Source organism: Kosakonia sp. (assembly GCF_032104925.1).
In the GTDB taxonomy this organism is placed as follows: domain Bacteria; phylum Pseudomonadota; class Gammaproteobacteria; order Enterobacterales; family Enterobacteriaceae; genus Kosakonia.
Map to the genome: position 1 here is coordinate 361,398 of NZ_DAMCGF010000003.1, position 25,074 is coordinate 386,471.

Sequence of the window (25,074 nt, forward strand, 5' to 3'; positions counted from 1 at the left end):
TTGTTCTGAAAACGACATTGTAGCCAGCAAGTTTACCCCACGGGCAACAATTATTCATTTACGGATAAATGCCGTTAACACATGGATTAATTATTACTCATGTATTCATATAGGGATTGAAACGTTCTTAAAATCCTTATCACCGAAGGCGCAATCTTTACCCAAAAATCCCTGTCTGAATTAAAACGTCCGCAGATCGCGTAGCGCGCTAATTCCCCTTTTGGTACTATCGATACCCCTTTTTCTCAAGAAGATGTAATGCCTACTATGACTCAAGTCGCGAAGAAAATTCTGGTAACGTGCGCACTGCCGTACGCCAACGGCTCCATCCACCTCGGCCATATGCTGGAGCACATCCAGGCTGATGTCTGGGTCCGTTACCAGCGAATGCGCGGCCACGAGGTCAACTTCATCTGCGCCGACGATGCCCACGGCACGCCGATCATGCTGAAAGCGCAGCAACTGGGGATCACCCCGGAGCAGATGATTGCCGACATGAGTCAGGAGCATCAGACCGATTTTGCTGGCTTTAACATCAGCTACGACAACTACCACTCGACGCACAGCGACGAGAACCGCGAGCTGTCGGAGCTTATCTATACCCGCCTGAAAGAGAACGGTTTTATTAAAAACCGCACCATCTCTCAGCTCTACGATCCGGAAAAAGGCATGTTCCTGCCGGACCGTTTTGTGAAAGGCACCTGCCCGAAATGCAAATCACCGGATCAGTATGGCGATAACTGCGAAGTGTGTGGCGCGACCTACAGCCCGACCGAGCTGATTGAGCCGAAGTCGGTGGTTTCCGGCGCGACGCCGGTCATGCGTGATTCCGAGCACTTCTTCTTCGATCTGCCGTCATTCAGCGAAATGTTGCAGGCGTGGACGCGCAGCGGCGCGTTGCAGGAGCAGGTGGCGAACAAAATGCAGGAGTGGTTCGAATCCGGCTTGCAGCAGTGGGATATCTCCCGCGATGCGCCTTACTTCGGTTTCGAAATTCCAGGCGCGCCGGGCAAATATTTCTACGTCTGGCTGGATGCGCCGATTGGCTACATGGGGTCGTTCAAAAACCTGTGCGACAAGCGCGGCGATACCACCAGCTTTGATGCGTACTGGCAGAAAGATTCCGACGCCGATCTGTATCACTTCATCGGTAAAGATATCGTCTATTTCCACAGCCTGTTCTGGCCCGCAATGCTCGAAGGCAGCGGTTTCCGCAAGCCGACCAACCTGTTTGTCCACGGCTACGTGACGGTGAACGGCGCGAAGATGTCCAAATCGCGCGGGACGTTTATCAAAGCCAGTACCTGGCTGAACCATTTCGACGCCGACAGCCTGCGCTATTACTACGCGGCGAAGCTCTCTTCGCGCATTGATGATATCGATCTTAACCTCGAAGATTTCATCCAGCGCGTGAATGCCGACATCGTCAACAAAGTGGTGAACCTCGCCTCGCGTAACGCCGGTTTTATCAATAAACGTTTTGACGGCGTGCTGGCAGCAGAGCTTGCAGACCCGGCGCTGTACAAAACCTTTACCGACGCGGCAGCGACCATCAGCGAAGCGTGGGAGAGCCGTGAGTTCGGCAAAGCGGTACGCGAAATTATGGCGCTGGCCGATGTGGCGAACCGTTACGTTGACGAACAAGCACCATGGGTGGTGGCAAAACAGGAAGGCCGCGACGCCGATCTGCAGGCCATTTGCACCATGGGGCTGAACATGTTCCGCGTGCTGATGACGTGGCTGAAACCGGTTCTGCCGTCGCTGGCGGAGCGCGCTGAAGCGTTCCTCAACACGACGCTTGAGTGGGATGCCATCAACCAGCCGCTGCTCGGCCACAAAGTTAACGCCTTCAAAGCGTTGTATAACCGTATCGAAATGAAACAGGTGGAAGCACTGGTGGAAGCGTCAAAAGAGGAAGTGAAAGCGGCTGCCGCACCGGTAACCGGCGAGCTGGCGGATAACCCGATTCAGGAAACCATCAGCTTTGACGATTTCGCGAAAGTCGATCTGCGCGTGGCGCTGATTGAAAACGCCGAGTTCGTCGAAGGTTCCGACAAGCTGCTGCGCCTGACGCTGGATCTGGATGGCGAAAAACGCAATGTCTTCTCCGGCATCCGTTCCGCGTACCCGGACCCGAGCGCGCTGATCGGTCGCCTGACGGTGATGGTCGCCAACCTCGCGCCGCGCAAAATGCGTTTTGGTATCTCCGAAGGGATGGTGATGGCCGCCGGCCCTGGCGGAAAAGATATCTTCCTGTTAAGCCCCGATAGCGGCGCAAAAGCAGGCCAGCAAGTGAAGTAAAAAAATAAGGCGCTGAATTCAGCGCCTTTTTCTATACTCAATTTTGCATTACCAAACATTACTTCACATGGAAAACAGGGGAATATCGTGAAATTGAGTAAATTCATCGCCGCACTCTTTTCTGTCGCTTTACTCATTGGTCTGACCGGCTGTGGGGAAAAAGAGCAGAGTAAAACCTTTACCTTTGCGCAGGCGGGCACGGAAGTGACGCTGACCTATTACTACAAAGGTGACGAGGTTGAACGCCAGACCGCCAAAAATAAAATCGAGTACGCTTCCATTGGCGCGAAGACAAAAGACGAGGCGATGAAAGTGCTGGATCCGATCAGCAAAAAATACCAGAGCATTAAAGGGATCAAAGAGAGCGTGGATTATCAGGAAACCTACGCGCAAGAGACGCTGGATGTGGATTACAACGAGGTCGATTTTGCTGCGCTGAACAACCTGCAGGGTTCCGAGTTTACCGGCACGGTCAATGGCAAAATCAGCATGAAGAAATCAGAAGAGCTGCTGAAATCACGCGGCTTTAAAGAAGTGCAGTAAGTCCTGTCCTCCTTCAAGCTGCGCGTTGTTGGCGATGCCCGCCTGGCGCTAAACCACCAGCGATGCAGCCTGAAGGATTATCGATTATTCCGCGTCGGTTTTACCCTTCGGTTTTTGCTCGCGTACCGCCAGACCACGTAGGAAATAACGCATAACCTGATCGCCGCATTCGCGGAAATTCTTATGATCCGGCGCACGCATCATGGCAGTGATTTCCGGCATCGAGATGCGGAACTGCTGGGCGGTCAGAATAGCCAGAATATCGTCAGTCTTTAACGAAAAGGCGATGCGCAGCTTTTTCAGCACAATGTTGTTATTCAGCTTGCGTTCAGCCACCAGCGGCGGCGCGGTTTCATCTTTGCCACGCTTTTCATAAATAAGACCGTTCAGAAACGCGGACAACACAATATCCGGGCACGGCTTATAACCTTCCTCGTCTTCTTTGCGCAACCAGGGCGCCAGCTGTTCAACGGTCACTGCCGTGTCTGCCAGTGCCAGAATGCGCACCAGCGCGGTGTTATCAGCTTGCAGGGTGTAACGCACGCTGCGCAGGATATCGTTATTAAGCATATTTGTTTCCGGAAATGATGAACCAGCGCGCAGTGTAGGCATCGCACAGGAATTTACAACCCCAACGCCTCTTTTAAATTTTTCAGATAACGTCGACTCACCGGCACCGTCAGGCCATCGCGCAGCAGTAACTCCGCCTGGCCGTTATCTTCCAGGCGGATCTCTTTCAGGTGCGCCATATTGACCAGGTACTGGCGGTGGCAGCGCACCAGCGGCGTACGGCTCTCCAGCGTGCGCAGCGTCAGCTCGGTAAACCCCTCTTTGCCCTCCTGGCTGGTCACATACACGCCGCTCATGCGGCTACTGACAAACGCCACTTCGTCCATCTGCAATAACCAGATCCGGCTATGCCCGGTACAGGGAATGAATTTCAGGGCTTCCTGGTTTTCCGGCAGCACCGACACATCCTGCATGTTTCGCTCAAGGCGCAAGCGGCTGAGGGTTTTCTCCAGGCGGCGGGCTTCAATCGGTTTAAGCAGATAATCGAACGCGTGTTCTTCAAACGCCTGCACCGCGTATTCGTCAAACGCGGTCAGGAACACAACATACGGCCGGTTTCCCGGATCGAGCATCCCGACCATCTCCAGCCCGCTAATGCGCGGCATCTGGATATCAAGAAACAGCACATCCGGACGCAGTTTATGCACCGCGCCAATCGCTTCGACGGCGTTGCCGCACTCGCCAACAATCTCAATATCGCTCTCTTCCTGAAGCAGGATACGCAGGTTTTCCCGGGCCAGCGGTTCATCATCAACAATCAGCACTTTTAACATGCGTGTTCCTCCAGCGGGAGTCGTAGGGTAATGCGGGTAAACAGATCCGGCTCACAGGCAATAGTAATGCCGCACTCATCGCCAAACCGCGCGCGCAGGCGCTTATCCACCAGGCTCATCCCTAATCCACTGGCGTCGGTTTTCGGCTGGTACAACCCGGCATTGTCTTCAATATCCAGCACCAGATGCCGCCCGTCCTGGCTGGCGTTAATCATAATCTCGCCCACGCCGAGCAGGTGTGACGTGCCATGTTTGATGGCATTTTCCACGATCGGTTGCAGGGTAAACGCCGGAAGTTGCAGGTGCGACAGCGCTTCCGGCACATGTAATTGCACCTGCAAGCGCGACTGAAAACGCGCTTTTTCAATTTGCAGGTAGGCGTTCACATGTTCAATTTCGTCCGCCAGCGTTACCACTTCCGACGGGCGTTTTAAGTTCTTACGAAAGAACGTTGAGAGATATTGCACCAGCAACCCGGCCTGATCGCTGTCGCGGCGGATCACTGCTTTTAGCGTGTTCAGGGCATTAAACAGGAAATGCGGATTTACCTGCGCGTGCAGCAGTTTAATTTCCGACTGGGTAAGCAGCGCCTTTTGCCGCTCATACTGCCCGGCAAGGATCTGCGCCGAAAGCAGTTGCGCAATCCCCTCGCCCAGCGTGCGGTTGATGGAGCTGAACAGGCGGTTTTTTGCTTCATACAACTTAATCGTCCCCACCACGCGCTGGTTTTCGCCGCGCAGCGGGATCACCAGCGTCGAACCGAGCTTGCATTGCGGGTGGAGCGAACATTGGTAAGGCACTTCGTTGCCGTCGGCATAAACCACTTCCCCGGTTTCAATGGCGCGCTGCGTCCAGACCGACGAGATGGGCCGCCCCGGCAGATGGTGATCGTCGCCGGTGCCGGTGAAGGCCAGCAGTTTTTCCCTGTCGGTTATCGCCACCGCGCCAATATCGAGCTCTTTATAGAGCACCAGCGCCACCTTCATGCTGTTCTCTTCGTTAAAGCCCTGGCGCAGAAACCCTTCCGTCGACGCTGCCACTTTTAATGCAGTGGCGGAAAACGCCGAGGTGTACTTTTCGAACATTGCGCGCTTATCGAGCAGGATGCGCATAAACAGCGCCGCACCAACGGTGTTGGTGACCATCATTGGCGCGGCGATGCTTTGCACCAGATGTAACGCACTATCAAACGGACGGGCGATAAGCAGGATAATCAGCATCTGAATCAGTTCCGCCACGCAAGTTACCGCCCCGGCGGTAAACGGGCTGAACACCAGATCGGTGCGCCCGCGTTTGATTAGCGCGCGGTGTACCAGGCCGCCGAGCAACCCTTCAACAAACGTAGAGAGCATGCAGCTCAGCGCGGTCATGCCGCCCATCGAATAGCGGTGAATACCGCCGGTTAACCCGACAAGACCGCCCACTAACGGGCCACCGAGCAGGCCGCCCATTACCGCGCCAATCGCGCGCGTGTTGGCAATAGAATCCTCGATATGCAGGCCGAAATAGGTACCGAGAATGCAGAAAATGGAGAAGGTGACATAGCACAGCAGCTTATGCGGTAAGCGCACGGTGACCTGCATCAGCGGAATAAACAGCCGCGTTTTGCTCATCAACCAGGCGATAACCAGAAACACGCACATCTGCTGAAGCAGCAGCAACACCAGATTGAACTCGTACATACCCGCCACACCACATCAACCAAAGCGCGTAACATACAGGGTGTTTTCAGATGTTTCTTTGAAGCGCTGCAAAAAAATACAAAATCGTGCTCCGCATCACAAAGTAAGCCACTATGATTAACCGTTCGCACACATTTTGCGCAATTTTGCGGCTGCGCATCCTGTGCCAGGCGGCAGCGGCTACAGTTATACAGGGAGTCGGCTGGCGAGGGTAACACCATGGCGCTTTACACAATCGGTGAAGTGGCGTTGTTATGCGAAATCAACCCCGTGACGCTGCGGGCCTGGCAGCGACGTTATGGACTATTGCAACCCCAGCGCACGGATGGCGGCCACCGGTTATTCACCGAAGAGGACATTGACCGCATCCGGGAGATCAAACGCTGGATAGAGACCGGCGTGCAGGTCAGCAAAGTGCAAAAGCTGCTCTCTTCAGCGCTGGAAGAGACGCGAGACGGCTGGCGCGCCCAGCAGGAAACCGCCCTGCAATACCTGCAACAGGGCGACCCGCATCGCCTGCATCAGTGGATCAAAGAGCACGGGCGCGACTATCCGGCCCAGGCGCTGGCAACACATCTGCTTATCCCCTTACGATTGCGGCTACAAACTCAGCAGCCTGCCCTGCTGGCGATGCTGAGCCTGCTTGACGGGATCCTGATCAATTACATTTCCGGCTGCCTGACTTCTGCGCGTAAAAAACCGGGTAAAGACGCGCTGGTGATTGGCTGGAATGTGCAGGACACCACGCGGCTGTGGCTGGAGGGCTGGATGGCAAGCCAGCAGGGATGGCGAGTGGATATTCTGGCGCATGCCTTGCCCCAGTTGCGCCCGGAGATGTTTCCCGGCCGGACACTGCTGGTGTGGTGCGGCGAAACACCGGGCGAAGCACAGCAACAGCAGATGCTGGCATGGCGCGAAGCGGGGCACAGCGTCTGGTTGCTCGGCATTTAATGTTTTATTAACAACTCAACTTGCCTTTATAATGCCAGCCTGATTCAGAAGGAGCATAAAATGAAGTCTGGTAAAATTGTTGTTATCGCTATCTTTTTGCTGATGGCCATCGGCGGAATTGGTGGCGTCATGCTCGCCGGTTATTCGTTTATTGTGCGTGGCGGTGTCGGTTGAGCCGCTGCGCCAGCCGCTCAAATCCCCGATCGACAATAATCGCTGCCAGCGCCACCAGCACCGCCCCCTGCACCACATAAGCCGTATTAAAACCGCTCAGGCCAATGATGATTGGCGTCCCCAGCGTACTTGCACCGACCGTTGACGCGATGGTGGCGGTGCCGATATTAATGATCACCGACGTGCGTACCCCGGCGATGATCATCGGTGCGGCGAGCGGCAACTCCACCTTCAACAACCGCTGCCACGCGCTCATGCCCATGCCTTTCGCCACGCTTTGCACGCTTTCCGGCACCGAGGCGATCCCCGCCAGTGTGCCCTGCAAGATCGGCAATACGCCATATAGCACCAGCGCAATAATCGCCGGTTGTTTACCAAAGCCCATTACCGGCACGGCAATCGCCAGCACCGCCACCGGGGGAAAAGTTTGCCCCACGGCGGCAATGGTTTCCGCCAGCGGGCGAAACTCCCGCCCGGCAGAACGCGTGACCGCAATGCCTGCGCCGCCCCCCAGCACAATCGCAATCACACTGGAAACCGCGACCAGCGAGAAATGGGCGACGGTCAGCGAAATAAAACTCTCCTGCAAATAGACCGGGCGCGGGAGCTGCGGAAAAAGTGTACTGAACAGCGCCGCGCTATGCGGTAACCAGACCAGCAGCGCAACAAACAGCGCCATCAGCCACAGCAGCGGGTCACGCAGGATCTTCACAGGCGGCCTCCACGCGCAGCAAATCGCGAAAATGCAGGCTCCCGCAGGGCTGCCCCTGCGCATTATTCACCGGCAATACTTCGCACTGCTGGGCGACAAACGCCGAGAGCGCTTCACGCAGCGTCATCGCTTCCTGAAGCGGCTCGCCGACAGCAACACGTTCACTGCGCAGATAAGCGCTCACCTGGCGCAATGAGAGCAGCCGCACGCCAAGCTCGCTGCGGCCAAAAAACTCGCGCACAAAATCGTTACGCGGCGCGGTCAGCATCGATAACGGCGTCCCCTGCTGGACCACCTTTCCGCCATCCATCAGTACCAGGTGATCGGCCAGTTGTAAGGCTTCATCAATGTCATGCGTCACCAGCACAATGGTGCGTCCAAGCAGACGGTGAATGCGCACCATCTCCTGCTGTAACGCCGCGCGGGTTACGGGATCAAGCGCGCCGAAAGGTTCATCCATTAACAGCACTTCCGGGTCGGCGGCAAGCGCGCGGGCAACGCCCACCCGCTGCTGCTGCCCGCCGGAGAGCTGATGCGGAAAGCGCTCGCGCAGGGCAGGCTCCAGCCCCAGCAGAGCCATCAGTTCATCGACCCGCGCGTCGCGCTTCGCGCGTGACCACTTTTGCAGTTGCAGCACGGTGGCTATGTTCTGCGCCACCGTCCAGTGAGGAAATAAACCTATCGACTGAATGGCATACCCCATGCGACGGCGCAGCTCCAGCACCGGCAGCGAGCGGATATCCGCCCCGGCAAAAGTAATTGTGCCTTCATCGTGTTCCACCAGCCGGTTAATCATCTTCAGGGTGGTGGATTTTCCGGAACCCGAGGTGCCAATCAGCACCGAAAACGCGCCCGTTTTAACGTGCAAATCGAGATGGCTCACCGCGGACTGCCCGGCAAAGGTTTTACTGACGTTATTAAATTCAATCATGCTGTTTCACCTTCAGCAGCGTTATCCCTAAGCCAAATAACGCATCAACGATCACCGCCATTGCGATAACCGGAATGACGCCCAGCAGCACCAGATCCAGCGCGCTGCTCAGCAGCCCCTGAAAGACCAGCGCACCAAACCCACCCGCACCGATCAATGCGGCAATCACCGCCATCCCGACTGTTTGCACCGCCACCACTCGCAGGCTGCGCAGTAGCAGCGGAAGCGCCAGCGGCACGCGCACCTGCCAGAAACGCTGGCGCGCGCTCATGCCCATCGCTTCGGCGCTTTCCAGCACCTCCTGCGGCACCTGGTTTAACCCGGCGACCACACCGCGCACCAGCGGCAGTAAGGCATAGAGGATTAGCGCAATCAGCGCGGGTGTCATGCCAGTGCCGGCAATCCCCAACTGGCTAAGTTCGGGGAATTGCTTTACCAGCCCGGCTAACGGCGCAATCAGTAAGCCAAACAGCGCCACCGACGGAATGGTTTGAATGACGTTGAGCACCGCGAACACCGGTCCCTGCCGAGAGGGATGACGATAGCACCACAGCCCGATGGCAAAGCCGACCACCAGCGCAGGTAGCAACGTGCCAAGCAACAGCGTTAAATGCTGCGCCAGCGCATCGTTGAACACATCCTGCCGATTGGTGTATTCGCGTAGCAGCGAGAGATTATTCAGCGCGCCGCTGATCAATAAATAGAGAGGAAGGCACCACACCTGCGCATGCAGCAACCAGCGCCACACGGGGTTGGACACAACGCGGCGAATCGCATCGCTACAGGCCAACAGCGTTAGCGCCAGCCACAGCCACAACCCGCTGCCGGGCGATGTGCGCGCCAGCGGGCTGCCCGTCTGCACGAGATCGGTCGCCGCCCTGCCCGCGCTCCATATCAGCAGGCAGAACAGCGCCTCAGTAAACAGCAACGTTGCCACCTGCGCACCGCGACCGGGAATAAAGCTGATTGCCAGTAAGAGACAAGGCGCAAGTAGCCACAGCGCGGAAAAAAGCTGCCATAAGGCGCGGCTTTCACCGGAAACCAGCCGGTTTGGCGCATAGTTCACAAACGGCAGCCACGCCGCCAGCCCGCCCAGCACCGCCAACAGCAACAACACACGGTTATGGCAGCGTATCGAAACATCCATAGGGGTAATTATTTCACCAGGCCTTTTTCTTTCAGGTAGTCTGCCGCGACTTTCTTCGCATCCAGCCCTTCCACCGCAATACTGGCGTTGAGTTTTTGTAGCGTTTTCTCATCCAGGCTGGCAAATACCGGCTTCAGCCACGTATCGAGTTCCGGGTAGGCTTTCAGCACAGATTCGCGTACTACCGGCGTTGGTGCGTAGATGGGCTGCACACCTTTCGGGTCGCTCAGGGTTTGCAGACCGAGCGCCGCCACCGGGCCATCCGTACCGTAGGCCATCGCCGCGTTAACGCCGGAGGTTTGCTGCGCAGCCGCTTTGATGGTGACCGCCGTATCGCCACCGGCCAGCGACAGCAGCTGATCCTGCTTCAATTTAAAGTCATAGGCTTTTTCAAACGCGGGCAGCGCATCGGTACGTTCAATGAATTCAGCCGACGCGGCGAGCTTAAATTCACCGCCCTGCTTCAGGTAGCGGCTCAGATCCTCAAGGGAGTTAAGTTTGTTTTTCTGTGCCACATCCTGACGCACCGCGATTGTCCAGGTGTTGTTCGCCGGGGCGGGGGTTAGCCATACCAGTTTGTTTTTTTCAGCATCCAGCTTTTTGACTTTTTCGTAGCCCTGCTGCGCGTTTTTCCACGCGGCATCGTTCTCATCTTTAAAGAAGAAGGCGCCGTTACCGGTGTACTCCGGGTAAATATCCAGCTCGCCAGAGGTGATCGCGCCGCGCACCACTGGCGTGGTGCCGAGTTGCACTTTATTGACTGTTTTTACGCCATGACTTTCCAGAACCTGCAAAATGATATTGCCCAGCAGCGCCCCTTCGGTATCAATTTTGGAACCGACCTTCACCGGCTCCGCCGCCTGCAGCGGGAGGCTCACCGCGGCCATCAACCCTATTGAGCACGCAATCTTTTTCATGATTGTCATTGTACTTCCCTCATTTTTTACCGCCTTTTTCAGCAGCTTGAGAAAAGAGCGTAGCCGAAAATTAGCGGCTTTGTCGCGTCAGAAGGTTAAACGATTAAGGAATAAGGTATAGCGAGGGAAATCAGGCCGGTTTCCCGGCCTGTGAGAGGTTAACGCAGTTCGAACTCGCCCTGGTTAACGCGTGCGGAATCAACGCCGATAAAGACATTGAATTTGCCTGGCTCCGCATCGTACTTCATCTTCTGGTTCCAGAATTTCAGCGCATTGATATCGATCGGGAAGCTAACGGTTTGGGTTTCGCCCGGTTTCAGGTTCACCTTATCAAAGCCGCGCAGTTGTTTAACCGGGCGGCTCATTGACGCGGTGACATCCTGCAAATACATCTGAATAACCGTTTCGCCTTCGCGTTTGCCGGTATTGGTCACTTCAACGCTGGCGGTCACTTTGCCGGTGCGCGTCATCGACGGTGCAGACATCTTCACGTCAGAAACCTTGAAGGTGGTGTAGCTCAGGCCATAGCCAAACGGATAGAGCGGGCCGTTCGCTTCGTCGAAGTAACGAGAGGTATATTTGTTTGGTTTATCGGCATCATACGGACGCCCGGTGTTCAGGTGGCTGTAATAAACCGGGATCTGCCCGACAGAGCGCGGGAAGGACATCGGCAGCTTACCGGACGGGTTGTAGTCACCAAACAGAATATCGGCAATGGCGTTGCCGCCTTCGGTGCCGGCAAACCAGGTTTCCAGAATGGCGTCGGCTTGCTGATCCTCTTTCACCAGCGCCAGCGGGCGACCGTTCATCAGCACCAATACCAGCGGTTTGCCGGTGGCTTTCAGCGCGGCAATCAAATCACGCTGGCTCTGCGGAATGGTGATATCGGTACGGCTGGAGGCTTCATGCGCCATGCCCTGCGCTTCGCCCACTACCGCAACAACCACGTCGGATTTTTTCGCCGCGGCGACCGCTTCATCAATCATCGCTTGCGGGGAGCGCGGATCGACAACCACTGCCGGTTCATAAAGATTGAGGAAATTAACGATATCTTTGTCATTGGTGATGTTTGCCCCTTTGGCATACACCACTTCACCTTTACCAGCCAGCGCGTTGCGAATACCGGTCAGCACGGTAACGGACTGATCGGCAACGCCTGCCGCAGACCAGCTGCCCATCGAATCGCGTTTGCTGTCGGCCAGCGGGCCCACCACCGCCACGGTGCCCGATTTTTTCAGCGGCAGCGTTTCCAGACGGTTTTTCAGCAGCACCATGCTTTCACGCGCCACTTCCCGCGCTTCTTTGCGGTGCAGACGGCTTTCGGCATTGGTATCTTTCGGGTCGCTCTCTTTCGGCCCCAGGTGGCTGTACGGATCGTTAAACAGCCCCATATCGTATTTCACATTCAGCACGTGGCGGGTGGCATCATCCAGCTCCGCCATCGTCACTTTGCCGGATTTCACCAGGCCCGGCAGGTATTTGCTGTAGTACTCGTCGCTCATACTCATGTTGATGCCGGATTTCAGCGCAACGCGCACGGCATCTTCCGGATCGGCGGCGGTGCCGTGTTTAATCAGCTCTTTAATCGCCCCGTGATCGGAAATGGTGATGCCTTTAAAGCCCCACTCATCACGCAGCAGATCTTTCAGCAGCCATGAATCGGAGGAAGCCGGTGTGCCGTTGAGGGAGTTCAGCGCCACCATCACGCCGCCGCTGCCAGCGTCCAGCGCGGCTTTATACGGCGGCATATAGTCGTTGAACAGGCGCTGCGGGCTCATATCAACGGTGTTGTACTCTTTACCGCCCTCTACCGCGCCATAAGCGGCGAAGTGTTTCACGCTGGTCATCACCGCGTAGCGATCGGCCGGGCTTTTGCCCTGCATCGCTTCGACCATGGTGCGCCCCATTTCAGAGGTCAGGTACGTATCTTCGCCAAACCCTTCGGAAACGCGGCCCCAGCGCGGATCGCGCGAGACATCAACCATCGGCGCCCAGGTCATATTCAGGCCGTCGTCAGCGGCTTCATAGGCAGAAACGCGACCAACGGTTTTCACCGCATCAAGGTTAAAGCTGGAGGCAAGACCGAGGCTAATCGGGAAGACGGTACGCTGGCCGTGTACCACGTCATAGGCAAAAAACAGAGGGATTTTCAGGCGGCTTAGCTGCATCGCCTGATCCTGCATGGCGCGAATATCCTGCCGGGTGACGGTGTTAAAAATTGCGCCGACCTGGCTTGCTTTGATCATGTCGCGAATGGCTTCTTTTGGGTTATCCGGCCCGACGCTGATTAAACGCAGCTGGCCGATTTTTTCATCGACCGTCATTTTTTTGAGCAACTCAGTGACAAACGCATCCCTTGCTTCTGGCGTCAGCGGATGGTTGCCGAACATCTCTTCCGCCAGCGCTGGTTGCAGCGCGAGGCTCACAGCGACACCTACAGAACATAGCCATTTCATGTCGTTTACTCTCTTGTTTTTTCACCCATAACCGCGGTCACTGGCCGCGAAAGAAACGCAGTGTGCCATAATCCTGGCACGTGTTGCAGAGTTGGACTCTGATTTTTATGCGAATTCGCTCCCCCGTTTGGTTTTACGGGGCTAACATTAATGCGCACTTTACACGTCATCATGCATAACGCGCCAAAGCGGCAGGTCTTCACATTCTTATGACGCTTACTGAGATAAGCTTCCGGGCGCTAACGCCAGTAAAAAGCGGCCCGAAGAATGAAATGTCTTGAACAATGATTAGCCACAAGGAGTGGATAATGTCACATCCAAACAACGCGTTTATCAGCGAACTCAAACGGCTGGTTGGCGCTTCTCATCTGCTTACCGACCCGGCCAAAACGGCCCGCTATCGTAAAGGCTTTCGTTCTGGCCAGGGCAATGCGCTGGCTGTGGTTTTTCCCGGCTCGCTGGTCGAATTGTGGCGCGTTCTGCAGGCCTGTGTTAACGCCGATAAAATTATTCTGATGCAGGCGGCGAACACCGGGCTGACGGAAGGATCAACGCCAAACGGCAATGATTATGACCGGGAAATCGTAATTATCAGCACCCTGCGTCTTGATAAGCTGCATCTGCTGGATAACGGCGAACAGGTGCTGGCCTACCCTGGTACCACGCTCTATTCGCTGGAAAAAGCGCTTAAACCGCTGGGTCGCGAACCGCATTCGGTGATCGGCTCCTCGTGCATTGGCGCATCTGTTATCGGCGGGATCTGCAATAACTCCGGCGGTTCGCTGGTGCAGCGCGGCCCGGCCTACACCGAAATGTCGCTGTTCGCGCGTATCGATGAGCAGGGTAAACTGGTGCTGGTGAATCATTTAGGCATTTCGCTGGGGGAAACGCCGGAGCAGATCCTCAGTAAACTTGATGACGATCGTGTGAGCGATAGCGACGTGCTGCACGACCAGCGCCACGGCCACGATCATGATTACGTCACCCGCGTGCGCGATGTCGATGCCGACACCCCGGCGCGTTACAACGCCGATCCGCAGCGGTTGTTCGAAGCGTCCGGCTGTGCGGGGAAACTGGCGGTTTTCGCCGTGCGTCTGGACACCTTTCCGGCCGAAACGCGCCAGCAGGTCTTCTACATCGGTACGAATCAAACGGCAGTGCTGGCGGAGATCCGCCGTCATATTCTGGCGAACTTCGACCATCTGCCGGTCGCCGGTGAGTATATGCATCGCGATATTTACGATATCGCCGAACGCTACGGCAAAGACACCTTCCTGATGATCGATAAACTCGGCACTGACAAAATGCCGTTCTTCTTCACCATGAAAGGCCGCACCGAAGCGTTACTGGAAAAAGCGACGGTGTTTAAGCCGCATTTTATTGACCGCTCATTGCAAAGAATCAGCGGCTTTTTCCCGTCTCACCTGCCGCCGCGCATGAAAGCGTGGCGCGATAAATATGAACATCACCTGCTGCTGAAAATGTCCGGCGATGGCATTGCGGAAGCAGAAAACTGGCTGAAAACCTACTTTGCCAGTGCCGAGGGTGATTTCTTTGTCTGTACGCCGGAAGAAGGGAGCAAAGCGTTTTTACACCGCTTTGCCGCCGCCGGTGCGGCGATCCGTTACCAGGCGGTTCATGCCGATGAAGTGGAAGATATTCTGGCGCTGGATATCGCGCTGCGCCGCAATGACAACGACTGGTTTGAGCATCTGCCGCCGGAAATCGACAGCCAACTGGTGCATAAACTCTATTACGGCCACTTTATGTGCCATGTTTTCCACCAGGATTACATTGTGAAAAAAGGCGTGGATGCCCATGCGCTGAAAGCGCAAATGCTGGAACTGTTACGCCAGCGTGGCGCGCAGTATCCGGCCGAGCATAACGTCGGCCATCTGTATGAAGCCGCCGAGCCGTTAAAACGTTTTTATAAAGAAAACGACCCGACAAACAGCATGAACCCCGGCATCGGTAAAACCAGCAAGCGTAAGTTCTGGCGGGAAGACGCTGCTACGGATAACGCATCGTCAACGGCGATGAAATAACCCGGCGACGGGCTGTATTGTGTGCTCCTTTCGTAATAGAGTAGCGAACAGCGCCAGAGAAACGTTTCTATGGCCGCCTGCTTTGAAGGAGCACACCCGTCATGTCAGCTGTCGATATCTTATCCGGTCCTGCGGTGGTAGTGCGCGACGCCTGCCCTGAAGACGTTCACGCCATTGCTTCGCTTTACGCCTGGCATGTTCTGCACGGCCGCGCCTCCTTTGAAGAAGTCCCGCCTACTATTGATGAAATGCGCACCCGCATGAACAACATCGCCAGAGAGGGTTTACCGTGGATGGTGGCGCTCTATCACGGCATTGTGGTCGGCTATTGCTATGCCGGTTATTACCGTCCCCGCGAGGCGTATCGCTATACCCTTGAAGAGTCGATTTACGTGGATGCCAGTATGACCGGGCGCGGTATTGGCAGTACGTTGATGAGCGCGTTGATCGCACGCTGTGAAGCGGGTCCGTGGCGGCAACTGATTGCGGTGATTGGCGATGGCAACAACAATTCCGGTTCGCTGCGACTGCATAAAAAGCACGGTTTTGAGATTGCCGGGCAGTTGCGAAGCGTCGGCTACAAGAAAGGCGACTGGCGGGATACGCTGATTATGCAGCGTCCACTCAACGACGGTGACTGGACGCTGCCGGAGTAATTAATCGTTTTGCGCGGTCTGCTCACCCGCAGACGGGTTTTGCGCCATCTGCGCCGCTTTCTGGCGCTTATAGCTTAATGCAGAAGCCGGAACCGGCTGCACTTTGCCGGTTTCAATCCAGGTGCGTAAACGGCTGGCATCGGCAAAATGGGTAAATTTGCCAAACGCATCCATCACCACCAGCGCCACCGGTTTGTTGTTAATGACGGTGCGCATCACCAGGCAGTGCCCTGCCGCATTGGTAAAGCCCGTTTTGGTTAGCTGAATGTTCCAGTTATCGCGGTACACCAGGTGGTTAGTGTTGCGAAACGGCAGCGTGTACGCCGGGTTAGAGAAGGTGGCCATCTCTTCACGCGTGGTGCTGAGCTGACCAATCAGCGGATACTGTTTGGTGGCAATCAGCAGTTTGCTCAGATCGCGGGCGGTGGAGACGTTGTGAATCGACAGCCCCGTCGGTTCCACATAGCGCGTATTCGTCATGCCTAAGGCTTTCGCTTTGGCGTTCATCGCCGCGATAAAAGCGTTATAACCGCCCGGATAGTGGTGCGCAAGGCTTGCTGCCGCGCGGTTTTCTGAGGACATCAGCGCCAGCAGCAGCATATCTTTACGGCTGATTTCGCTATTGAGGCGCACGCGAGAATAGATCCCTTTCATCTCCGGCGTCTGGCTGATATCCACTTTGAGTTTCTCATCCAGCGGCAGGTGCGCATCCAGCACCACCATCGCCGTCATCAGCTTGGTAATGGAAGCAATAGGACGCACCAGATCAGGGTGGCTGGAGTAGATGACCTGATTGGTTTGCAGATTGACAATCATCGCGCTACCTGAAGCGATTTCAGGTTGTGCGGCGGTGGTCGCCGCTGTGGTTTTCGCGACGGCAAACGGCGCCACGGGCGCAGCCAGGATTAACGCCAGGCTTAATAAGGAAACTCGAAATTTCTGCATGGTGAGACTTCTGAAAATTATTCACGCACGTTATTACGCACACCGCTTCTGTCAGCCGGAGCAATAACAGAGCTGGCTTTGGCATAATAGCCGCCACGCAGGGTTGTCGCCAGAGGATAATCGTTGCGAGAGATTGCGTTGCCGACATTTACGCCAGCAACGCAACAGGTTTAGAACAAGCGATAACCGTAACCCCACAGGATCACCGTCAGCGCCAGCAGCACTTCGAGCACCAGCACCCCGATCGCCAGCGTCGAGCTTGAGAAACTTAAGCCCTCTTCTTTATTGATATTCAGGAAGGTCGGGATACCGACATACAGCAAGTAGCCGGTGTAAAACAGCGCCACCGTCCCCACCAGCGCGCAAAGCCAGACCAGCGGATAAAGCGCCACAATCCCACTGAGAAACAGCGGCGTCGCCACATAACCGGCGAACACCATACAGCGCCCTAATGAAGGCCGTTGCGGCAAGCTACGCGCCATCCACCAGATAACGCGGCCCATCACCGCCACGCCTGCCAGCATCAACGCATAGAACAGCACCGCCAGATAGAAACCGGTAAACAATGACAGCGTCACCACACTGTTTTCGCCAAAATTCCAGCCGATTTGCGTGGTACCAATAAACGCGCATACAACCGGAATGGCCGCCATGATTAATACATGGTGGGTGTAGTGATGCGAAATTGTCTCGTTTTCGCCTTTGATAACCTGCATTTCACGATCGGGATGGGAAAAGAGTCCCCAGACATGGTTCATAACGCCCCCTCGCTGACAGCCCGAACATCGACACTGTCAGTATAATTCACTATTGCGATTATTTTTTGTACAGCAACAAAAATGCCGCGACAACGAAACGGCGTCATTCCGGCGAAGGCGCGATATCGGGTGTATGCTTATAAGCGTTTTACCGGGAGGACGTAAAAACAATGGATATCAATCATCTGATTAGCCAGTACGGCTACGCCGCGCTGGTGATTGGCAGTGTGGCTGAAGGAGAGACAATTACCCTGCTGGGCGGTGTTGCCGCGCATCAGGGGCTGTTACGGTTTTGGCTGGTGGTGGTATCCGTGGCGCTTGGCGGCATGATCGGCGATCAGCTGCTTTATCTGGTCGGCAGACGCTACGGCACGAAAATCCTGCGCCGCTTCTCCCGCCACCGGGAAAAAATCCACCAGGCGCAGTCGCTCATCCGCCGCCATCCCTACCTGTTTGTTATCGGCTCACGTTTTATGTACGGCTTTCGCATTATTGGCCCATTGTTGATTGGCACCAGTCGCTTGCGGCCGAAAATCTTTCTGCCGCTCAACATTGTTGGCGCCATCGTCTGGGCGCTGCTGTTTACCACCCTCGGTTACGTAGGCGGAGAAGTGATTGGCCCGTGGCTGCACCAGTTCGACCAGCATGTAAAACGCTGGATCTGGCTGATTCTTGCCATCGTGCTGGTGGTTGCGCTGCGCTGGTGGTTTCATCATCGGCGGAAAAAACGCCAGCGCAACGCGTCAAACGACTAAGCCGTTTTCGGTTTGAACTGCGGGTTAGCCAGCATAAAACCGCCATCAATAATCAACGATTGTCCGGTGGTGTAGCTGGCATGTTCTGAACAGAGCCAGGCGACCATGCTGGCTATCTCTTTGGTGGTGCCCGGTCTTGTCAGTGGAACAATGGGTAACGATCCCGGTTTTGCATCTTCGTCGCGCATGTTATTCATCGGCGTGGCTATTGCCCCCGGCGCGACGGCGTTTACCAGAATGTTGTGATCCACCAGCTCCAGCGCCATCGATTTGGTTAAGCCGCCGAGCGCGTGTTTGGCTGCAGTATAGGCGCTGGCGTCCGGCAATGGCGTATGTTCATGCACCGAGGTGATATTCACGATGCGCCCGCCCTGCGCCTGCTGCACCATGTGCCTGGCGGCGATTTGCGAGCAGAGAAACGCGCCGTCGACATCAACGGTGAAAATGCTGCGCCAGTCATCAAATTTCATATCAAGAAACGGGGCTTTGCTCATCGCCCCGGCGTTATTCACCAGCACATCGATACGCCCGAAGCGGGAAATCAATGTCTCAATCGCCTGCGCCCCTTCCGGCAACTGGCTGAGATCGAGATGGATGGTTTCCGCCCGCCGCCCAAGATCCTCAACATGCAACGCAGCCTCTTTCGCGCCGTTTTCATCCGAATGCCAGGTAATGCCGATATCAAATCCCTGTTCGGCCAGCATCAGCGCACACTGTCGGCCAATCCCGGAATCGGCGGCGGTCACAATCGCAACTTTGGTTACAGGCATAGGTCGTCCTCTGGTTAACAAATAGACAGGTAAGTATAGGAAAAAGGCACAACTGCGTGAGATTGCCTACGCTTTTAACTACCTGCATATAAAAAGGACGAAGAAAATGATGAAGATACTGCTTTGGGCAATCCTGATTATCTTTCTGATTGGTCTGCTGGTGGTCACCGGCGTATTTAAGATGATCTTCTAAAGTAGCGCCGGGTAGCGGGCGCTACCCGGCATGGCGGGTTAATTCCCCTTCGCGCTGTAATTCACCGGCACCCAGCGATAGCCATTCTCCGCTTTCATCACTTTCCCCATTCCGGGGAAAGCAATATGCGCCGCTGCCACCCAGTCACCTTCGCGCGCGACCTGCGCCAGCACCTTTTCCCGGGTTTTTACCGCCTGCTGCTGGTTAACATCAAAATGGATCGCCACTTCCGGCTGCGGTAATTGCACCGGATGCGCGTGAATAATATCGCCCCACAGCATCAGCGTCTTACCGCCGTGAGTGACGCGGTAAATCACGCTGCCTGGCGTATGACCCGGTGCCGGGATTGCTTCAATGCCGGGAATAATTTGCGTCGGCGCGCGGAAAGGGTTGAGCTTACCGGTATCTATCACCGGGCGCAGTGAGCGCTCGGACTCCGCAAAAGTATGGCGTTGCCCCTCTTCTACCTCTTTTTCATGTGCCGCGTTGAGCCAGAAATCGACATCCCGCTGATCGACCCGTACGGTGGCATTGGCGAACACCGGTTTGCCGTCGCGCTGTACGCCGCCGGAGTGATCGGCATGAATATGCGTCAGCAGCACGGTATCGATGGTGGCCGGATCAATGCCCGCCGCACGCAGGTTTTCCGGCAGATGGCCGCCTGCGTTGCCAAACAACGGCCCGGCACCGGCATCCACCAGAATCAACTGCTTACCGGTGTTAATCACAAAGGCGTTGATCGAGGTTTCGGCATTGACGGGTAAACTGGCCTGCGCCATCCGTTCCTGCAACTGCTCCGGGGTGATATGGGTCAGCAATTTGTCGAATGGCACCGCGACGGTGCCATCGGAAACGGCGGTGATTTGCCAGTCGCCCATTGCCATACGGTAAAAGCCCGGCGCTTGCGGCTGGTGCGTTGAAAGCGGTGTGGCGGCAATAGCGCCAAAACTCAAACCTGCCGTCGCCAGCGCCAACAGAAGTGGATAATGTTTCATACTCTTCTCCAGTCGTTTTCATTGCGCCAGTATCCGGCAACGGCTACTATCACTCCAATTGATTGGAGCAATAATGACTATCAAAGAGAATGATTTTCGCAAAATCGATCTTAACTTGCTGATCGCCTTTGCCGTGCTGTTTCGCGAACAGAGCGTTTCCGCCGCGGCGGATAAACTGCATCTGGGTCAACCGGCGGTGAGCGGCGTGCTGTCACGCCTGCGCGCGCTGTTTGACGACCCGCTGTTTATCCGTAGCGGCCATAAAATGCAGCCGACGGCCCGCGCCATCGAACTGCATACGGAACTGCTACCGCTGCTGGAACAGTTGCAGAGTGCCCTGTTTCAGCAAACGGCCTTTGATCCGCAGACTGCCAGCGTCACGCTGACGCTTGGCATGGCGGACTGGGTGGAAATGTGGCTGATGCCAAAGCTGATCCCGGCGCTGCAACAGGCCGCGCCCGGCATGCGTCTGAATGTGGTGGCCAGCGATCCATTCAGCGATGCCGGTCGGCTGGAAGGCGGCGAAATGGATATGGCGATAAGCGTCGCCGAGGCCGGGCCGCGCTGGCTGGAGCGCGAAGTGCTGACCACCATGCCGTTTATCACGCTCTGGCACCCGCAACAATTGACGTTGAGCGCACCGCTGGATATCGATACTTTTGCCGCACAGCCGCATTTAATGGTCAGCTACCGGGAAGCCACCAGCAGCCACTTCGACACGCTACTGGCCAAAACCGGCCATCAGCGCCGCATCCACTACACCACGCCGCACTTCGCCGCCCTGCCGGGATTACTGGAGACCATGCCAGCCCTGGCGACCGTACCGGCAGGCCTGGCGCAGGAGTGGCAGCGCAGACGAGGATTTGCGAGCAGCCCGCTGCCGCTGGATGTGCAGCCAATTGAGCTGGCGATGCTGTGGCATCAGCGCCACAGCAGCGATCCGGCGGTAATGTGGCTGAAAGAGTTTATCGCTAAGCGTCTTAATTGACGCGTTCTGCCCGGTTTGCGCGGGCGGAATGCGGGTAATTTCAGGCTCTCGCCGTTACTGGCGATGACAGCGCAATACCAGCAGAAACAGTTCTTACGGCTGCGTGCAGTGGTGCCGCTGCCGTTATCATCGCGTTCAACATCAATAAAACCGCAACGTCTGGCGATCTTCGCTTTGGCGGCGCTTTCCAGATCAATCGGCTTTCACCGGATGTAACCCATCACCACTTGCGCGCGCGGCCGCCACCCGGCACCACTACAACAACGTTGTTTACTGTTTTGGCGCTATTCATTCAGACCCTGGAAACAAAAAAACCTGACCTCCGGCAGTTGCCATATGATCAGGTTTCGCCTGCTTGCACAGTAACAATCCACACCCGCACTTCAGCCCAGCTTTATTCGAGCGCATAACGAGACAGCCTGCGAAAAGTTCACCGGCGCGTGTCAGACGCCAACGCGGCTGCGCTGGCGGGCGATCGCTTGTGCGATATCGTCGGAATGTTTATAGGCGCGGATCTCGGTAAACAACTCGCTGGCCTCAGAATATTCTTTGCGTAAATAGCCGAGCCACTGTTTGATGCGCGCAACGTGATACAAACCGGTATCGCCCTGCTTTTCCAGCCGCGAATATTTCGCCAGTAGCGCGACAACCTCCGGCCACGGCATACGCGGCTCGTTGTACTTCACCACCCGGCTCAGATTCGGCACATTCAGTGCGCCACGGCCAATCATCACCGCATCGCAGCCGGTGTCGGCCATACAATCCTGCGCACTTTGCCAGTCCCAGATCTCGCCATTGGCAATCACCGGAATGGTTAACCGCTTGCGGATCTCGCCGATCGCGTGCCAGTTAATGCACTCCGCTTTATAGCCATCTTCTTTGGTGCGCCCGTGTACCGCCAGTTCGCTGGCGCCGGCCTGCTGTACCGCATCGGCAATTTCAAACGCGCGTGCGGGGCTGTCCCAGCCAAGACGCACTTTTACCGTCACCGGCAGGTGCGACGGCACCGCTTCACGCATCGCTTTTGCGCCACGGTAAATAAGCTCAGGATCTTTGAGCAACGTCGCGCCACCACCGCTGCCGTTGACCAGCTTCGACGGGCAACCACAGTTGAGATCGACACCCCAGGAGCCCAGTTCAACCGCGCGCGCCGCATTTTCCGCCAGCCACTGCGGGTATTGTCCTAAGAGTTGAATACGCACCAGCGTACCGGAAGGCGTACGGCTTTGACGATGCAGTTCCGGGCAGATTTTATAGAAGGATTTTACCGGCAGGCGTTGATCCACCACGCGCAAGAATTCGGTGATGCATAAATCATAATCGTTAACCTCGGTCAGCAGCTCGCGCACCAGCGAATCGAGCACGCCTTCCATCGGCGCCAGTAATACACGCATATCTCGCCCCATAAAAAAGAGGCGCCATAGTAGCGTCTCTGTTCAGGCGTGGAAAGTGCCTTTCTTCACTACACTTTTGGCTATATCGCGCGGTAAATCTTGTGGGAATGCATAACGTTCCTGAATGGAATGTTTGGTATGCTCACAATTCATGATGTGATCAGTAGCACGTTTTTCGCTTTAATTGTATGATGAATGCGTTTCGACAAGGGCTTTCACCATGAGTAACTCACTGAATATTATCTGGCAGTACCTTCGTGCGTTTGTGCTTATTTACGCTTGTCTCTACGCAGGCATTTTTGTTTCATCGCTGCTGCCTATTGCTATTCCGGGCAGCATTATCGGCATGCTGATTATGTTCGTGCTGCTGGCGCTGCAAATTCTGCCCGCCAAATGGGTAAATCCCGGCTGCTTTATTTTGATCCGTTACATGGCGCTGCTGTTCGTGCCCATCGGCGTTGGCGTAATGCAATATTACGACCTGTTGCGCGCGCAGTTCGGCCCGATTGTTGTTTCCTGTGCGGTGAGCACAATTATCGTCTTTTTGGTGGTGAGCTGGAGCACCCATCTGGTGCACGGCGAGCGTAAGGTGGCAGGACAAAAAGGGCAGAAAGAATGATGGCGTATATCTGGTGGTCGTTACCGCTGACACTGGCGGTGTTTTTCGCCGCGCGTAAACTCGCCACGCGTTTCAAGCTACCGCTGCTCAACCCGCTGCTGGTGGCGATGGTGGTGATTATCCCGATCCTGCTGGTGACGGGCATTCCGTATGACCACTATTTCCAGGGCAGTAAAATTCTTAACGATCTGCTGCAACCCGCCGTTGTTGCGCTGGCGTTTCCGCTCTATGAGCAGTTACATCAGATTCGCGCCCGCTGGAAATCGATCATTACTATCTGCTTTATCGGCAGCATGGTGGCGATGTTTTCCGGTACCGCCGTGGCGCTGCTGATGGGCGCGACACCGGAAATTGCAGCGTCGATATTACCCAAATCCGTCACCACACCGATCGCGATGGCGGTTGGCGGCAGCATTGGCGGTATCCCGGCAATCAGTGCGGTCTGCGTGATCTTTGTTGGCGTATTGGGCGCAGTGTTCGGCCATACCTTGCTGAACCTGATGCGTATCACCACGAAATCGGCACGCGGACTGGCAATGGGCACCGCCTCACATGCGCTGGGCACCGCGCGCTGCGCCGAGCTGGATTATCAGGAAGGGGCGTTCAGTTCGCTGGCGCTGGTGATTTGCGGGATTATCACTTCGCTGGTCGCCCCGTTTCTGTTCCCGGTTATCCTCGCGCTGCTGGGCTAAAATTTGCGATACGTCGCGCATTTTTCGTTTGAGTTTCATAAGTTGCACATACAGTGTGAAGTGAATCACACATAGAGGCCAGGCAGCCCCGTAAACTACGATTCCAATACACTGCTATGAGGCACCGCTATGCATTCACGTTTTCACACTGCTTTTTCCGGGCTTGCGGAGAATTTACAGACCGCACTGGCTCCTCTGCTGGCGGATGAGCACTTCCCCGCCATGCTGAGCGCAGAGCAGGTGGCAACATTGCAAAGCGCGACGGGGCTGGACGAGGACGCGCTGGCGTTTGCGTTGCTGCCGCTCGCCGCCGCCTGCGCCCGCACCGACCTTTCCCACTTTAACGTGGGCGCGATTGCGCGTGGCGTCAGCGGAACATGGTACTTCGGTGCCAATATGGAGTTTTCTGGCGCGACAATGCAGCAAACCGTGCATGCCGAACAGAGCGCTATCAGCCACGCCTGGCTGCGCGGTGAAAAAGCGCTCTCTTCCATCACCGTCAACTACACGCCGTGCGGCCACTGCCGCCAGTTTATGAATGAACTGAACAGCGGTCTGAATCTGCGCATTAACCTGCCGGGTCGCGCGCCGCATACGCTGGGCGATTACCTGCCGGACGCGTTTGGTCCAAAAGATCTCGACATCAAAACGTTGTTAATGGATCAACAGGATCACGGTTTTTCACTGCGCGGGGATGACGTCACGCAGGCAGCTATTCACGCGGCCAATAAAAGCCACTCGCCCTACACGACTTCGCCGTCAGGCGTGGCAATTCGTTGTCGCGACGGGCGCATCTTCAGCGGTAGCTACGCGGAAAACGCCGCCTTCAACCCAACGCTGCCGCCATTGCAGGGCGCGCTGAATCTGCTTAGCCTCAGCGGTTTTGATTACGCGGATATTCAACGCGCCGTACTGGCGGAACGCGCCGATGCGCCGCTCACCCAATGGGATGCCACCGCCGCCACGCTGCGCGCGCTGGGATGTGAGAAGGTCGAACGCGTTTTGCTGAGTAAATGATCCTCGCTGCGGGTTCGCGCCCGCAGTGATGAAAAACCCCGCAATTGAACTACCGTTTCTTGCGCTTGCCGTACGGGTAAAGTAGCCTGA

At 56.0% G+C, this 25,074-nt stretch carries 25 protein-coding genes; 12 read left to right on the top strand and 13 right to left on the bottom strand.

Going from position 1 to position 25,074, the window contains the following annotated elements; all coding sequences use genetic code 11:
• The first annotated feature begins 267 nt into the window (after positions 1-267).
• Positions 268-2,301 (top strand): methionine--tRNA ligase, encoded by a 2,034-nt coding sequence (gene metG / locus RT644_RS07920; RefSeq protein WP_249882778.1) that lies wholly within the window; start codon positions 268-270, stop codon positions 2,299-2,301.
• A gap of 87 nt (positions 2,302-2,388) precedes the next feature.
• A complete protein-coding gene (locus RT644_RS07925; RefSeq protein WP_020454356.1) occupies positions 2,389-2,844 on the top strand; it encodes a YehR family lipoprotein in 456 nt (151 codons plus the stop codon).
• 84 nt (positions 2,845-2,928) lie between these two features.
• Here the strand turns inward: RT644_RS07925 and RT644_RS07930 are convergent, their stop codons facing one another.
• From RT644_RS07930 to RT644_RS07940, 3 genes are read right to left on the bottom strand one after another with little or no spacing between them, the layout of a single operon-like run.
• Positions 2,929-3,414 carry a DUF1456 family protein gene (locus RT644_RS07930; protein WP_045510781.1) on the bottom strand — a complete coding sequence of 162 codons (486 nt, stop codon included), beginning with the start codon at positions 3,412-3,414 and terminating at the stop codon, positions 2,929-2,931.
• A 53-nt stretch (positions 3,415-3,467) separates the two neighbouring features.
• Positions 3,468-4,187: a two-component system response regulator BtsR gene (btsR, locus tag RT644_RS07935; RefSeq protein ID WP_313626328.1), complete on the bottom strand. Its 720-nt coding sequence runs from the start codon at positions 4,185-4,187 to the stop codon at positions 3,468-3,470.
• Entirely contained in the window at positions 4,181-5,869 is a 1,689-nt protein-coding gene (locus RT644_RS07940; protein ID WP_020454358.1) for a sensor histidine kinase, read from the bottom strand. Before RT644_RS07940 ends, btsR begins: the two co-directional genes overlap by 7 nt.
• Before the next feature lie 219 nt (positions 5,870-6,088).
• Between RT644_RS07940 and mlrA the strand changes: the two genes are divergently transcribed.
• Positions 6,089-6,820 carry an HTH-type transcriptional regulator MlrA gene (gene mlrA, locus RT644_RS07945; RefSeq protein ID WP_020454360.1) on the top strand — a complete coding sequence of 244 codons (732 nt, stop codon included), beginning with the start codon at positions 6,089-6,091 and terminating at the stop codon, positions 6,818-6,820.
• A gap of 60 nt (positions 6,821-6,880) precedes the next feature.
• Positions 6,881-6,994 carry a protein YohO gene (locus tag RT644_RS07950; protein ID WP_020454361.1) on the top strand — a complete coding sequence of 38 codons (114 nt, stop codon included), beginning with the start codon at positions 6,881-6,883 and terminating at the stop codon, positions 6,992-6,994.
• Here the strand turns inward: RT644_RS07950 and RT644_RS07955 are convergent.
• From RT644_RS07955 to bglX, 5 genes are all read right to left on the bottom strand, one after another.
• A complete protein-coding gene (locus tag RT644_RS07955) occupies positions 6,969-7,706 on the bottom strand; it encodes an ABC transporter permease (RefSeq protein ID WP_313626329.1) in 738 nt (245 codons plus the stop codon). The two genes, RT644_RS07950 and RT644_RS07955, sit on opposite strands and share 26 nt — an antisense overlap.
• Positions 7,690-8,637, bottom strand: coding sequence for an ABC transporter ATP-binding protein (locus tag RT644_RS07960; RefSeq protein ID WP_160269494.1), 948 nt, complete (start codon positions 8,635-8,637; stop codon positions 7,690-7,692). Before RT644_RS07960 ends, RT644_RS07955 begins: the two co-directional genes overlap by 17 nt.
• Positions 8,630-9,784: an ABC transporter permease gene (locus RT644_RS07965; RefSeq protein WP_313626330.1), complete on the bottom strand. Its 1,155-nt coding sequence runs from the start codon at positions 9,782-9,784 to the stop codon at positions 8,630-8,632. Before RT644_RS07965 ends, RT644_RS07960 begins: the two co-directional genes overlap by 8 nt.
• An 8-nt stretch (positions 9,785-9,792) precedes the next feature.
• Positions 9,793-10,710, bottom strand: coding sequence for an ABC transporter substrate-binding protein (locus tag RT644_RS07970; RefSeq protein ID WP_086868221.1), 918 nt, complete (start codon positions 10,708-10,710; stop codon positions 9,793-9,795).
• 149 nt (positions 10,711-10,859) lie between these two features.
• Positions 10,860-13,157 carry a beta-glucosidase BglX gene (bglX, locus tag RT644_RS07975; RefSeq protein ID WP_044489420.1) on the bottom strand — a complete coding sequence of 766 codons (2,298 nt, stop codon included), beginning with the start codon at positions 13,155-13,157 and terminating at the stop codon, positions 10,860-10,862.
• Between the two features lie 308 nt (positions 13,158-13,465).
• Here bglX and dld point away from each other — a divergent pair, with 308 nt between their 5' ends.
• Together dld and RT644_RS07985 are read left to right on the top strand one after the other, a co-directional pair.
• Positions 13,466-15,202, top strand: a complete 1,737-nt coding sequence (gene dld / locus RT644_RS07980; protein WP_313626331.1) for a D-lactate dehydrogenase — start codon at positions 13,466-13,468, stop codon at positions 15,200-15,202.
• 101 nt (positions 15,203-15,303) lie between these two features.
• Positions 15,304-15,858, top strand: coding sequence for a GNAT family N-acetyltransferase (locus RT644_RS07985; RefSeq protein WP_020454368.1), 555 nt, complete (start codon positions 15,304-15,306; stop codon positions 15,856-15,858).
• Here RT644_RS07985 and pbpG read toward each other — a convergent pair whose 3' ends face one another.
• Positions 15,859-16,803 carry a D-alanyl-D-alanine endopeptidase gene (pbpG, locus tag RT644_RS07990; RefSeq protein WP_313626332.1) on the bottom strand — a complete coding sequence of 315 codons (945 nt, stop codon included), beginning with the start codon at positions 16,801-16,803 and terminating at the stop codon, positions 15,859-15,861.
• Between the two features lie 170 nt (positions 16,804-16,973).
• Complete coding sequence (locus tag RT644_RS07995) at positions 16,974-17,561, bottom strand: Yip1 family protein (protein ID WP_017459802.1); 588 nt, start codon at positions 17,559-17,561, stop codon at positions 16,974-16,976.
• A gap of 170 nt (positions 17,562-17,731) precedes the next feature.
• On the opposite strand from RT644_RS07995, the gene RT644_RS08000 reads away from it, so the two are divergent.
• Positions 17,732-18,316, top strand: coding sequence for a DedA family protein (locus tag RT644_RS08000; RefSeq protein ID WP_020454371.1), 585 nt, complete (start codon positions 17,732-17,734; stop codon positions 18,314-18,316).
• Here RT644_RS08000 and RT644_RS08005 read toward each other — a convergent pair.
• On the bottom strand, positions 18,313-19,086 hold the full coding sequence (locus RT644_RS08005; RefSeq protein WP_313626333.1) for an SDR family oxidoreductase: 774 nt from the start codon (positions 19,084-19,086) through the stop codon (positions 18,313-18,315). The genes RT644_RS08000 and RT644_RS08005 overlap by 4 nt on opposite strands.
• Positions 19,087-19,195: 109 nt before the next feature.
• Here RT644_RS08005 and yohP point away from each other — a divergent pair, with 109 nt between their 5' ends.
• The gene (gene yohP, locus RT644_RS08010) at positions 19,196-19,279 is read left to right on the top strand and encodes a small membrane protein YohP (RefSeq protein WP_000698460.1); all 84 of its coding nucleotides are present in this window, start codon (positions 19,196-19,198) and stop codon (positions 19,277-19,279) included.
• Positions 19,280-19,317: 38 nt separating this feature from the next.
• Here yohP and RT644_RS08015 read toward each other — a convergent pair whose 3' ends face one another.
• The gene (locus RT644_RS08015; protein ID WP_313626334.1) at positions 19,318-20,274 is read right to left on the bottom strand and encodes an MBL fold metallo-hydrolase; all 957 of its coding nucleotides are present in this window, start codon (positions 20,272-20,274) and stop codon (positions 19,318-19,320) included.
• 73 nt (positions 20,275-20,347) lie between these two features.
• On the opposite strand from RT644_RS08015, the gene RT644_RS08020 reads away from it, so the two are divergent.
• A complete protein-coding gene (locus tag RT644_RS08020) occupies positions 20,348-21,262 on the top strand; it encodes a LysR family transcriptional regulator (RefSeq protein ID WP_020454374.1) in 915 nt (304 codons plus the stop codon).
• Positions 21,263-21,705: 443 nt separating this feature from the next.
• Here the strand turns inward: RT644_RS08020 and dusC are convergent, their stop codons facing one another.
• Positions 21,706-22,656, bottom strand: a complete 951-nt coding sequence (gene dusC, locus RT644_RS08030; protein ID WP_313626335.1) for a tRNA dihydrouridine(16) synthase DusC — start codon at positions 22,654-22,656, stop codon at positions 21,706-21,708.
• 220 nt (positions 22,657-22,876) lie between these two features.
• Between dusC and RT644_RS08035 the strand changes: the two genes are divergently transcribed.
• The 3 genes from RT644_RS08035 to cdd all read left to right on the top strand — a co-directional run bounded on the left by RT644_RS08035 (position 22,877) and on the right by cdd (position 24,984).
• The gene (locus tag RT644_RS08035) at positions 22,877-23,275 is read left to right on the top strand and encodes a CidA/LrgA family protein (protein WP_045510813.1); all 399 of its coding nucleotides are present in this window, start codon (positions 22,877-22,879) and stop codon (positions 23,273-23,275) included.
• Positions 23,272-23,967 (top strand): CidB/LrgB family autolysis modulator, encoded by a 696-nt coding sequence (locus RT644_RS08040; RefSeq protein WP_020454377.1) that lies wholly within the window; start codon positions 23,272-23,274, stop codon positions 23,965-23,967. Before RT644_RS08035 ends, RT644_RS08040 begins: the two co-directional genes overlap by 4 nt.
• 129 nt (positions 23,968-24,096) lie before the next feature.
• Positions 24,097-24,984, top strand: a complete 888-nt coding sequence (cdd, locus tag RT644_RS08045) for a cytidine deaminase (RefSeq protein ID WP_313626336.1) — start codon at positions 24,097-24,099, stop codon at positions 24,982-24,984.
• Positions 24,985-25,074: the final 90 nt, after the last annotated feature.

What these genes read in the sequence shown, in the direction of transcription:
- RT644_RS08000 (WP_020454371.1), top strand. Translation starts at nt 17,732, where the DNA reads ATGGATATCAATCATCTGATTAGCCAGTACGGCTACGCCGCGCTGGTG.
- RT644_RS08040 (WP_020454377.1), top strand. Translation starts at nt 23,272, where the DNA reads ATGATGGCGTATATCTGGTGGTCGTTACCGCTGACACTGGCGGTGTTT.
- bglX (WP_044489420.1), bottom strand. Translation starts at nt 13,157, where the DNA reads ATGAAATGGCTATGTTCTGTAGGTGTCGCTGTGAGCCTCGCGCTGCAA.
- RT644_RS07940 (WP_020454358.1), bottom strand. Translation starts at nt 5,869, where the DNA reads ATGTACGAGTTCAATCTGGTGTTGCTGCTGCTTCAGCAGATGTGCGTG.
- RT644_RS07930 (WP_045510781.1), bottom strand. Translation starts at nt 3,414, where the DNA reads ATGCTTAATAACGATATCCTGCGCAGCGTGCGTTACACCCTGCAAGCT.
- RT644_RS07960 (WP_160269494.1), bottom strand. Translation starts at nt 8,637, where the DNA reads ATGATTGAATTTAATAACGTCAGTAAAACCTTTGCCGGGCAGTCCGCG.
- cdd (WP_313626336.1), top strand. Translation starts at nt 24,097, where the DNA reads ATGCATTCACGTTTTCACACTGCTTTTTCCGGGCTTGCGGAGAATTTA.
- RT644_RS08035 (WP_045510813.1), top strand. Translation starts at nt 22,877, where the DNA reads ATGAGTAACTCACTGAATATTATCTGGCAGTACCTTCGTGCGTTTGTG.
- RT644_RS08020 (WP_020454374.1), top strand. Translation starts at nt 20,348, where the DNA reads ATGACTATCAAAGAGAATGATTTTCGCAAAATCGATCTTAACTTGCTG.
- RT644_RS07950 (WP_020454361.1), top strand. Translation starts at nt 6,881, where the DNA reads ATGAAGTCTGGTAAAATTGTTGTTATCGCTATCTTTTTGCTGATGGCC.
- pbpG (WP_313626332.1), bottom strand. Translation starts at nt 16,803, where the DNA reads ATGCAGAAATTTCGAGTTTCCTTATTAAGCCTGGCGTTAATCCTGGCT.
- mlrA (WP_020454360.1), top strand. Translation starts at nt 6,089, where the DNA reads ATGGCGCTTTACACAATCGGTGAAGTGGCGTTGTTATGCGAAATCAAC.
- RT644_RS07965 (WP_313626330.1), bottom strand. Translation starts at nt 9,784, where the DNA reads ATGGATGTTTCGATACGCTGCCATAACCGTGTGTTGTTGCTGTTGGCG.
- dld (WP_313626331.1), top strand. Translation starts at nt 13,466, where the DNA reads ATGTCACATCCAAACAACGCGTTTATCAGCGAACTCAAACGGCTGGTT.
- metG (WP_249882778.1), top strand. Translation starts at nt 268, where the DNA reads ATGACTCAAGTCGCGAAGAAAATTCTGGTAACGTGCGCACTGCCGTAC.
- RT644_RS08015 (WP_313626334.1), bottom strand. Translation starts at nt 20,274, where the DNA reads ATGAAACATTATCCACTTCTGTTGGCGCTGGCGACGGCAGGTTTGAGT.
- RT644_RS07995 (WP_017459802.1), bottom strand. Translation starts at nt 17,561, where the DNA reads ATGAACCATGTCTGGGGACTCTTTTCCCATCCCGATCGTGAAATGCAG.
- yohP (WP_000698460.1), top strand. Translation starts at nt 19,196, where the DNA reads ATGAAGATACTGCTTTGGGCAATCCTGATTATCTTTCTGATTGGTCTG.
- RT644_RS07970 (WP_086868221.1), bottom strand. Translation starts at nt 10,710, where the DNA reads ATGACAATCATGAAAAAGATTGCGTGCTCAATAGGGTTGATGGCCGCG.
- RT644_RS08005 (WP_313626333.1), bottom strand. Translation starts at nt 19,086, where the DNA reads ATGCCTGTAACCAAAGTTGCGATTGTGACCGCCGCCGATTCCGGGATT.
- RT644_RS07985 (WP_020454368.1), top strand. Translation starts at nt 15,304, where the DNA reads ATGTCAGCTGTCGATATCTTATCCGGTCCTGCGGTGGTAGTGCGCGAC.
- btsR (WP_313626328.1), bottom strand. Translation starts at nt 4,187, where the DNA reads ATGTTAAAAGTGCTGATTGTTGATGATGAACCGCTGGCCCGGGAAAAC.
- dusC (WP_313626335.1), bottom strand. Translation starts at nt 22,656, where the DNA reads ATGCGTGTATTACTGGCGCCGATGGAAGGCGTGCTCGATTCGCTGGTG.